This is a genomic window from Parabacteroides hominis (genome assembly GCF_014287585.1).
In the GTDB taxonomy this organism is placed as follows: Bacteria; Bacteroidota; Bacteroidia; order Bacteroidales; family Tannerellaceae; genus Parabacteroides; species Parabacteroides hominis.
Window position 1 is genome coordinate 1 of record NZ_JACOOJ010000069.1, and the last position, 10105, is coordinate 10105.

Annotated in this window: 2 protein-coding genes; both read right to left on the reverse strand. The window is 47.9% G+C overall.

Annotation, left to right across the window (positions count from 1 at the left end):
* Window positions 1–1852: 1852 nt before the first annotated feature.
* Window positions 1853–9316, reverse strand: a complete 7464-nt coding sequence (sov, locus tag H8S65_RS20290; RefSeq protein ID WP_186931634.1) for a T9SS outer membrane translocon Sov/SprA — start codon at window positions 9314–9316, stop codon at window positions 1853–1855.
* 36 nt (window positions 9317–9352) lie between these two features.
* Window positions 9353–9946, reverse strand: a complete 594-nt coding sequence (gene ruvA / locus H8S65_RS20295) for a Holliday junction branch migration protein RuvA (RefSeq protein WP_186931635.1) — start codon at window positions 9944–9946, stop codon at window positions 9353–9355.
* Between the last annotated feature and the right edge of the window lie 159 nt (window positions 9947–10105).

Here is a 10105-nt window from a genome sequence, read left to right on the forward strand (position 1 = left end):
AACATACCGATCCCGACTAACAGGAATAGCATTACTAATGTTAACTTTTTCATCATAGACACCTTTTTTTATTAATAGAATATGTTTTTTATTATAGTCTCAGCAGAACTACGTCAATTTTTCATACCCTTATGGTAAATTTATGTTTATAGTAAAATCTGCCTGAAAAATATTTTTTATGCAGAGCCGCTCATTTTTTTATGAATACTAATTGGTTTTTCAATATTTTTGTTTAAATTGCGCCTGTTTCTGAATGTGTATCTAATCAAAAAAGTGTTTATAGAAAGCGAGTAGGCTTTATTGCTGTATTTGTCATTAAACATAGTTTTTTAACCGGTTGATACCATGATATAAAAACTCAAAGCTCTGTTAATAAACAAATTGAAAATATTACTTTGAGTAGAAAAGATGACTGTTAACGCGATTATGAATTGACGTAGTTCTGCTGAGACTAAGTTGTTTTTTGATAATTGTGAATGTTTATTATTGCGCAGACAATTTATAAAAAGTCCCATTCCATCATACTTTCTGATATCCTCCGCTTACGAAGAAAGTGGAGGACAGTGTTTGCACATCTATCTCCTATTTTTACAAGCCTCATCAAAAAATGCCTTAAGTCAGGAATGATAATAAGTTTTGCTTAAAGCACACTTATTGTTATTCCTTACTTATTGTACGATTTCCCCAAATACCCATTGGTCTGGATCGAAACAGTAGCGCATGAAATTTGATTTTATACCCCAAATATTTCAAATTACCCGCACGGATAATATTTTTTAAGAAACAAGATATTTGGCAAGAGTCTGGTTATTAACAAAATATAGATATCTGCCTTTTTGGAGGGGTTCTTGTATTTTTTTCATATATAAATCAGTTTAGAATAGGTTCACTTCCTGGCAGATTTGAATCACAAATGATGATTTATGGGTGAGCAAACAGATAAATCATCATTTATGATTCACATCTGTCAGAATATGAGTCTGATAGACGCAAATATAATTTTGACGCGGATTTCGCGAATAACGCGGATAAGAAATATGTATCAGGTGTTTAATTCGCGTTATCCGCGAAATCCGCGTCAAGAAATCCTGTTTATTTATTTTAATCGGCGTCTATCAGACTCAAACCTCGTATGTGAAGTTGTTCCTATAGATGCCTGTCGCTTCCCGAAAAGACAGGCATCGGTTGCCGGATAGATGCCTACTTTTTTGCTGCTACCCTATAGGCTTTTCCCGGACAGGCTAAAGGCTGTATTTTTTAGCCTATAACCTGTATTTTATGGGACAGGAACCAATCAGATCCCTTATATGACAAAACTAAAAAACAGGGTTCACGGCGGTAAAAGGCTAATGGCCAGCGATTTGTTGTGAAGGCTGTGAAGGCTGTGAAACCGGTTTACGATCAGCCAATCCTATCGATCAATCCCGCCTTTTTTTATCTTGCATTCACAGGGTTCACAGCAACATGCTGATCTATAGAGTTTCCCGGACAGTGTGAACCCTAATTAAATAAAACAACCAGGGGGTATTTAGAGGATAATCTAAGAAAAACTGAACCTATATTTTAGGCACGGATTCACAGATTACACGGTTTAAATATGTTTTGAAAAAAACTTCTTGCCGTGAATCCGTGCCTAAAATTAGTTCAAATCTAACCTCCGTTGAGTAAGTGACTGCATCACCCAATCACTGTTGAGCTAAATAAATTATCTCATTAGAAAGACTATTTTAACCGTAAATGATGATTTATCATATCATCATAGATATAGTAGCTTTCTATGCATATCATATAGCACTATAACCACATCTACTTATTGAGATGGCATCGAAACCTGTGTTATGTTACTGGATACTTATTGTGCAAGAGAGAATCTCAGGCTGATGCCGTAGTTTGAGTTTGAAGTCGGGTAAGATGCACTCGATATCAGCGGTTCGTTGATCTGGATATCATAAAATGCACGGATCGTCAACGCACGGCTCAAACCGTAATCTGCCGAGAACGAGATTGTCTTCGCTATGTTACCGCTGGTAGCCTGCGTCAACTGAGTGTCGATTTTGCGGATCAACGACTGCATCTTGTTGTACGAGAAATCCAGGCGGACGGTGAGGTCATTGCTGAAATCACGCGTCTTCTTCATCTTCAATACCTTATTAAACTCGGCATATTTGTAACCCAGGCCGATCGTCACTTTCTTGGAAAGCGCTTCGACCAGCTGGTAGGATGTCGTATTCAGACTCAAATTGCGGGTAGTCGAATAGTCCGCACGGACCGTCACGTTATTCAACAGGGTCGCATCCGCACCTAACAAAGGGCTGAACGCTTCGGTAAGGCTGACAGACGAGATCGAATAAGGAGACGACGGTGTCGGGTTATCGTTCAGGATCGACTGGATATATCCCAATCCGTCCTGTCCGGCATCCACCCAGTTCAGGAAGGAGGTGAAAGCGCCTACCGAATAGGAACAACGGTACTGATGACTCAACGTCACGCTCTTGAAATATTTCTTGACAGCCGGAATCTTGATCAAGCCGTCGTAAGTAACGCGCCAGTTAGGCAACATGCTCTTCAGCGAAGGGAAAGCCGTCAAGCCCACCTTCTTCGGGTCCTTACCGGTATAAGCGGCCAGGAAGGCAGGAATCAGGACATCCGCCGAATTCCGGTTGACGCCGTTCACGTTGTCGGTTCCCGGATTATAAGGCATCCCTCCCAGACCTTTATCGTGGATAAAGCCCACATCCGGATATTTCAAGCCGGAATACCTGCTTTCGATACGCTGGGCGATGATCTCGCGGTTTGCCAACAGCCGGTCAAAGGCTTTCGAAGAGTAGTTGTTCATGGCATTGCCGCTGCCTCCGAAGGCACTTCCCAGCGCGATTGTCGTCATGGTAAAGTTACCTCCCGTAATCTCCGGCATGCCTTCGTACATAAATTGTATTTCCGTATTACGCGTATCGTTGCGAAGAGCCGTTAAGTCGATCTTCAATCCTGTGATCGGTTCGAGGTTCGCCCGTATATTCAGATTCTTCGTACTGGTCATGACGGCGGCATTCACGTCTCTTTCGGTATCCGTAATCAGCCAGCCTTTTTCATACGCCTCGTCTATATAGCTGCGGCGCACGTCACCGAACGCAAAGCCTATACCCGGAGAAAGGCCGAATGAAGAACGTCCCTGTCCAAAGATATCACCGATCTCCGGACGGAAACCGGGCAACATCATACCGGCAGAGTTCGTAAACTGGATATTGAAACGGCGCACCATCATCAGGAAACGGGCACTGTGTTCGACCGCCTTGTAAAGGAAATCCTCGGTAGGAGCCGGTCCCGGTATGATCGTCAGTTTCAGGCGTACCGTGTCCTGGTTCAATATCTTGACCTGCGCGAAGTTGATCGGCTTGAACTTGACTCTGTACACACGCCCGTCCGTCCTTCTGGCCGTGATCTGCACCTTCTTTGTAAACATACCATGCTCGACAACCGTAGCGCTATCCGGGCTCAGGACGATCTCCTTCTCCAGCTTCGGCTTTTTCTTTTTCTCCGGCTTTTTAGCCGTAGCCCGGGTATTGTTGAACTTCTGGTTGATCTTCTTCAGATATTTGTTTTTGTTGTAGAGGGATAACAGGTTCAGGTTTGCCTGCAAGTCGAACTGACGCTGGTTCTTGATCGTGTTACCCATCTCGATATCTTCGCTCACCGTTGCCCCACGGTCCCAGTTATAGGTAGCATTGTAGCTCAAAGAGGCATTGGTCCAGTCCAGAACCGGGATCAGCTGCAACGGCAACTGCCAGGTCGCCATAAACTGCTGGTCGTACTTCATCGGGGTCCCTAAGTCGGCGATGCTCTTCTTTACGGAGTCTTTCCATAACTGGTAACCGTCCGGGTTCAGTTCCTTATTCACCTGCACATACGGTTCTTCGATACGGGCATTCGTACCGGAACTGAACGTTATGTTCAGGTTGTTCGTAAAGGCCCAGTTCAAGCTGAAAGCGCGGTCCCAATAGAAGTTCTGGCTGAATGTCACCGGGATATCGTTGGTGACACCGGTTGCCGCCCCTGTCAGGTCACGTAATTTTATTTCGTAATAATTACGCATCATAGCCGTCTGGAAGTTGATAGACGGAGCCACGTTGAACGCCAACTGCTTGGCATAGCGCGTATAGCCGTTGTTTTTCTTCAATAATTTATCGAACGGCTTGATCGGCTTGACATAAGGCACATAGCTATAGGCGAAATTAGCGCGGTAGTCCTTTGTCGTCTCATATTCCGTCTCCGGATTTTTCTTATCATTAACGCTGTACGAATATCCGAGCGTGAAGTTTGCCGGATCGTAAGGCATCGGGTTCTTGCTCTTGATATTCACACGCACATTATTGAACGAAACGCTCTTGATAACCGTCCTGTCCTGCGAATAGCTGCGGATCGAATCTTTCTCGACTTTCGTTTCCGCCTTATCGATAGCGTCCTTCAGTTTGATGTCCTGATCCAACGGGTTGTATTTCGGATCGTATGTTTCTTTCGAATAGGCATAATAGAACGGGATGCTGACCTGCGCCTTTTCCGGGAACAACTTACCCAGTTCGATAGAGGTCGCCACGTTATACTGCTTGAAGTCCTCCATCCGGCGTTCGTTCAAAGACTGGTCGAGAGCGCCGAAGCCGGCGGTCTCGATACGTCCGCCCACATTGACCGTGCCCAGGTCGGAAAGGGCGACATTCAAATTCGCATTGGCAGCCCATCCGCCTTCTTCGTTGAAGTCGGTCAGGCGCAATTCGTTCACCCAGACTTCCCCGCTCTTCAGCTTATTCCGGGTATTGCGCACGCCGATCATGATCGTTTTCACTTCGGCAAGACTCGGATTACCCTTGATACGGATGATCCTTGAACCTTCTCCCTTATTCTCATAATCCGGATCCCTGCCCATAAAGACGGTCTGGAAAGACACACCGTTCTCCCCGGAACGCTTCTGCCGGTTACGCTCCAGCTTCAAGTCTGTCAGTACCTCCAGACGGAAGTTCAACATGTTGTCTATCGGCCAGACGATTTTCTGATGTTCCGAATTGTTATAGTTATACTCCCCATGCGGAGTCAATTTCAACGGAACTTCATATTCGTAATAGTTATTCTTATAATCCGATCCCAAGCGGATAAAGACAGCGAGATCGCCATCCGCAAGATCGTTCACATCCAATTTCGGCGCCTCGGCATGCGCAAACAACTGCAAACGCTTGTACTGGCGCAAATCGTAGTTCGTATTCTTATATACGGCACGTGCATCCTGGGGGGCAAGGTCCGTTATCTTTAAAGAAAGCGCCTGTTCGTTTTCCTGGCGGATCTGCGGCTGGCTTGGGTCCAGTACACGGCTGACGCCCGGAGGCAATGTGTAGCTGACCGGGTCCCTGTCACTGTTTTCCTCGATATTGACAGTCGAGACTTCCAATTTGCCCTTTACTGCGGGCGGCATCTTCGGATCGGACAAATCCTGCTCATAGGATCGCCATTCGCCGCGTACCAGTTGCAAAGTACCGAAACGCAATACGACCGGCTCCCGGAATCCTGTCATAAACATACGTATAAAACGAATCGTCTTGAAATCATTGATCGCTCCCACACGACGCTGGTATTGCTTTACCGGAATCTTAAACTGATACCAGGTAACGGATTCTGTCGTTCCATCCGCCAGCCTGACTGATGAGGTACGTTTATCCGCAATAAAGTTTTCACCGACAACCGTATCCTGCGGAGTGACCTTTACCTTGTATTCAAAATACTTTTCATTCTTATTCAGCGTATTGTCCTGATTGATGTCTTCCACATCGGGCACAGTCTTGGAAGATGTGCTGTAGCGTTCACCCGAATCGTTGATATCTTTCGAGTTTCCTTCCGTTCCGTTGTAGCGTTTGTAACGGGTTAAGATATCCACTTCCCGGGAATCATAGTCCGAACCACGGAAATAGTGGAACTTGTCACCTGCCGGATCAAAGAAAGGGGACAGCTGCAACGGGTCATTCTCCATCTCGGTAAGGGTTGCCGCATTCAGTTTCTGGCGCAGTTTGTCCAGATACTCCCGGTAAGCCGGATATTCCTTTTCTTCTTCCGAGGAGAGTCCGTTCAGGCCGACATCCTGCAACAGACGTGCACCTGCCGTATTGTCGAATGCATAGACCGTACTCTGCTGCTTGGGAACTTTACCCCAAACCGTATAATCGACCTTCGACGTATCGCCATCGATCGGCAATCCGTTCTCGAAGAATTTCTTTTCATCTTTCAATATGTCTTCCGATATCTCGCCCAAGTTAAAATACAGGTCTCCACCTGTGGTCTGGCGGTCATAGATAAACGGGTCGAGCATCCAGAATTCGATATATTCGACATTTGCCGTCTCGAAGTCGCTCTGGTCTATCTTGCGCATCATACCTCCGAAACGCTTTTCCGGGTTCTGCAATGTCCCGTCCGGATTGATGTTATCGGCATCCAGGTTATACGGGCCGCGTTCCTGCGGATAGTAAGCCATGTTCAGAACCGTCAGCGTATTGCTTTCACTCATGCTTTGCTGCCGTTGCGGGAACAACTCTCTCGTCTCGATAGCACGGACATAATGGTTGGACAAGTCTTTTGTCGTGATATACTTCGGACGCAAAGAGGAATTCTTGCGCGTGAACAATCCGTCGATCGTGTACCAGGCAAGCAAAGCGCGGCTTTTCCCGTAATCGATATTATTGGTCAGTCCGGCTTCCGGGAAGAGCTGGGGCGTACCGTCGTCATAAGGCACGCTGGACAACTGCCAGGGATAAGGGTCGGAGAGGTCGAAATTGCTCTGTGTCGACTCGAAGTCATCCAGATACGAGTATCCGCCCGTGTTCTTGTTTTCGTAATGGCCGGCGATCAAATGCGCGAACTCCGCATTGAAGGATATCTGGCTCGGTTTGCTCAGGTTCAGCAACGGCAGCTTGTCGAACATGTTCGTAAGCCACTGGCTTTCGCCCTTATAGGACATATTGACACCCCAAAGCGTATTCTTGATCGCTTCGTCGCCCATCGTCGTTTTGGTGGTCAACGGCATTTCGGACATGTGCATGATGGTGGCGCCTACCATCAGGTTCGGATTGAACTGGTAGTTCAGGTCCAATCCCATCATGGTCTTGCGTTGCATATTATAGGCCGTCTGGTTTTCCAGCGAGACGCTGACCGGCGTACCTGCGGAAATAATACTTTCGTTCAGGATCGTCACCACGCCGGAAGTATAGTCGACGGTATAATCCACATTCTCGGTCAATATCGCTCCGCCGGCCGTTACCTTGACCGAACCCCGCGCCACGTTGGAAGCGCCCAACTGTATCTCGGCTCCCGAAGAGGCTTTGTATTCCCCTTCCAGTTTGAACTTGTTCTTTTCCGCAATCTGGCGTGCGACGGTCAATGTCGAGTCGTAGAGTTCCTGAAACACATATTTGTCGGCAATCGCATCATTGTTAATCTTCTTACGCAGATAGGAGCCGAACGGTTCCACGCTCGGAAAGATGATCTTCCCGTTATCGGAGAGGACGGTCACCCCTTCGATGAAGTCATATATACCATCCGGATGCGGTTGATTGTTTGAATCGTAGCTATCCAGGTTCAGCACCCTGAGCAATATCTGATTGGCAATCGCCCCTTCCGGCAAATAGTTGACGTACGTACCGGTCGTATCGCTCTGGTACATGATATTCAGCTTGAACTTCTCTTTCTGGACGGAATAGGCTCCTAACGAATAGATGTTTTTCATCATCAGGTCCCAGAAAGGCATATCGGGCGACATGGTGATCCCTTTCAGCAACTTCACATACAGGCAGGAGGCTGCCGAAGAAGGATTGTCGGTCGAGAACTCGCCCACCTGGTAGGTCTTCCCGTCCGAATAGGTATAATTATAAGCGACAGCCAGCACCTCGTCCGCCTGCAACTGTGTTTTCAGCGAGATATATCCCAATTTCGTATTAACCGTATATTCGGACGCATCCAGCAAACGGGCGCTTTCGACTTCTTCATACTCCGTGCCGTTGACGAAGGTTCCCCCCAACGCCTGGTTCACCGTGCTGATATCACGGGCGCCGGCAAATTGCTGGTTAAGGGTATTATATAATGTATTCGTATTATTATAAGGAACAGACAGCGCCCCCGAAGGAGAAACGACCGCCGTATTCGAGATATTGGCATGCTCGGCCAGATCGGCAAAAGCGACCACGTTACGCGCCTGGTCGTAAGTCGCCCGCTTGTTTGTCACCCAAACTTCCACCTTGCTGATCGTGACGGGAGAGGAAATCGTATTCAGGTTCTTCACCGCCTCGTCATAGCGGTCACGGAAATAGTGCGAGAGGAAGAAATGGCGGTTCTCGTCATACTGGTCGATCGTCAGTTCGAAAGGCTTCGTCTGCACGCCCCCTTTTGAGCTGACCGTCTTCGATTCCGACTCCTGCTGGGCAAACAAAGCGTTGACCCGCAGCTTCCCGAACTGAAGGTCCGCTTTCATACCGAACAGGGCGGCTCCCCCGTTGATCAGGGAGTTGCTGGTCGTCATGCTCACGTTACCGGCTTCCAGCGACTTGATGATTTCGTCTTCCTCACCCGTATAAGCCAATTTCAACTTTTTGGAGTCGAAGTCGAAAGAGGTTTCGGTATTATAGTTCATATCGAAATTGACCTTGCTGCCGACCGATGCCTGCACATTCAACTGCACGCTCTCGTCGAAGTTGAAGAAGGTACGGTTACGAGCGCGTTCCGGCAAAGACGGGTTCTTGGTCTTATTCTGCTTCAAGCCTAATTCCACTTCGGCCGATCCTTGCGTTTTCACCCGGACGCCCCCCGGACCGAAGATACGCTCCGCCGCACCGATATTGAACTGCATGTCGGTCAGGCTGAACTGCTTGTTGGCCGCTTTCTGGAACTCCTCCTCGTTTTTCTGGCGATAGTAGGATTGGACGGATTTCCGGAAACTATAGTCCTGGTATTCTTCGGGAGTCAACGAAATAGGGGTAGTCAGGTCGGCATCGCCTAACTTGGTACGGACCACGTACGTCCCGGTCCTGATATCGTATTCGACCACCGACTTCACATTGTCCGGCGTCTTCAGGTCGGCAGGCGACTGCTTGGTCAGGTCTTGATATTCTTCCGGCACGGTCTTGGCTACCGGGAAGCGGGTCCGCACCTTCGGAACCGTATCATCCGGCACGACCGGCAACTCCGGGTCCGGCAACGACATCGCGTAGGACAGGTAGCCTGCATTCAACGAATAAAGCCCCGCACTGAAAAGTAGAATTGTTACCAGTATGTATTTTAGTATTTTTCTCATTCGAATTGTCAATTGTCTATTGTCAATTGTCAATTTTTAAAGCATCCGTAATGCCGTTTTTATCACTTGTTCGACAGCAAGGGCGGGCGAGCCTTTCAGGATCGTATGGACAGCCTTCTGCGAGGCGGCCTTCTGGAATCCGAGCATCACCAATGCCGCAACCGCTTCTTCGGCCACCGCTCCGCCGGCTGCGGCAGCCGACGCGCCTTTTGCCGCTGCCAGCCCTTCGAGAGGCTTCACCTTGTTTTTCAGGTCGACCAGTATGCGCTGGGCCGTCTTCGTGCCGATCCCCTTGACCGTGGTCAGGGTTGCCTCGTCTTTGTCGGCGATCACCCGGATCAGTTCGGCAGTCGACAGGGAGGAAAGGATCATCCGTGCCGAATTGGGCCCTACGCCCGAAACGCTGGTAAGCATCAGGAACAGTTCGCGTTCCTCCCGTCCGGCAAATCCGAACAGCAGGTGGGCGTCTTCGCGTATCACCTCGTAGACGTAAACCTTCCCGTTTTGTTTCCCGTTAAAAAAGCTATATGTATTCAGGGATATGGAGAGTTCATAGCCGATCCCGGCACATTCGATTATCATGCCGGCAGGCGTCAGTTCAACGATTTCTCCCTTTATATATTCTATCATCTTTTGTCAGATCTTATTAATGATTCGTACCTATTTAGCAGCAAAGTTACTACAAAAAAGTGAAATGCGGAAAGATATAGTGATAGAATTGAGTTACAAGGGTTTTGGTTGAAGTGGCGATAATCCGTGAAGCCATTACAATCCCTGCCGAAGCCAAAT

Excerpts from the sequence above, each read along its gene's own strand:
- ruvA (WP_186931635.1), bottom strand. The coding sequence starts at position 9,946 with ATGATAGAATATATAAAGGGAGAAATCGTTGAACTGACGCCTGCCGGC.
- sov (WP_186931634.1), bottom strand. The coding sequence starts at position 9,316 with ATGAGAAAAATACTAAAATACATACTGGTAACAATTCTACTTTTCAGT.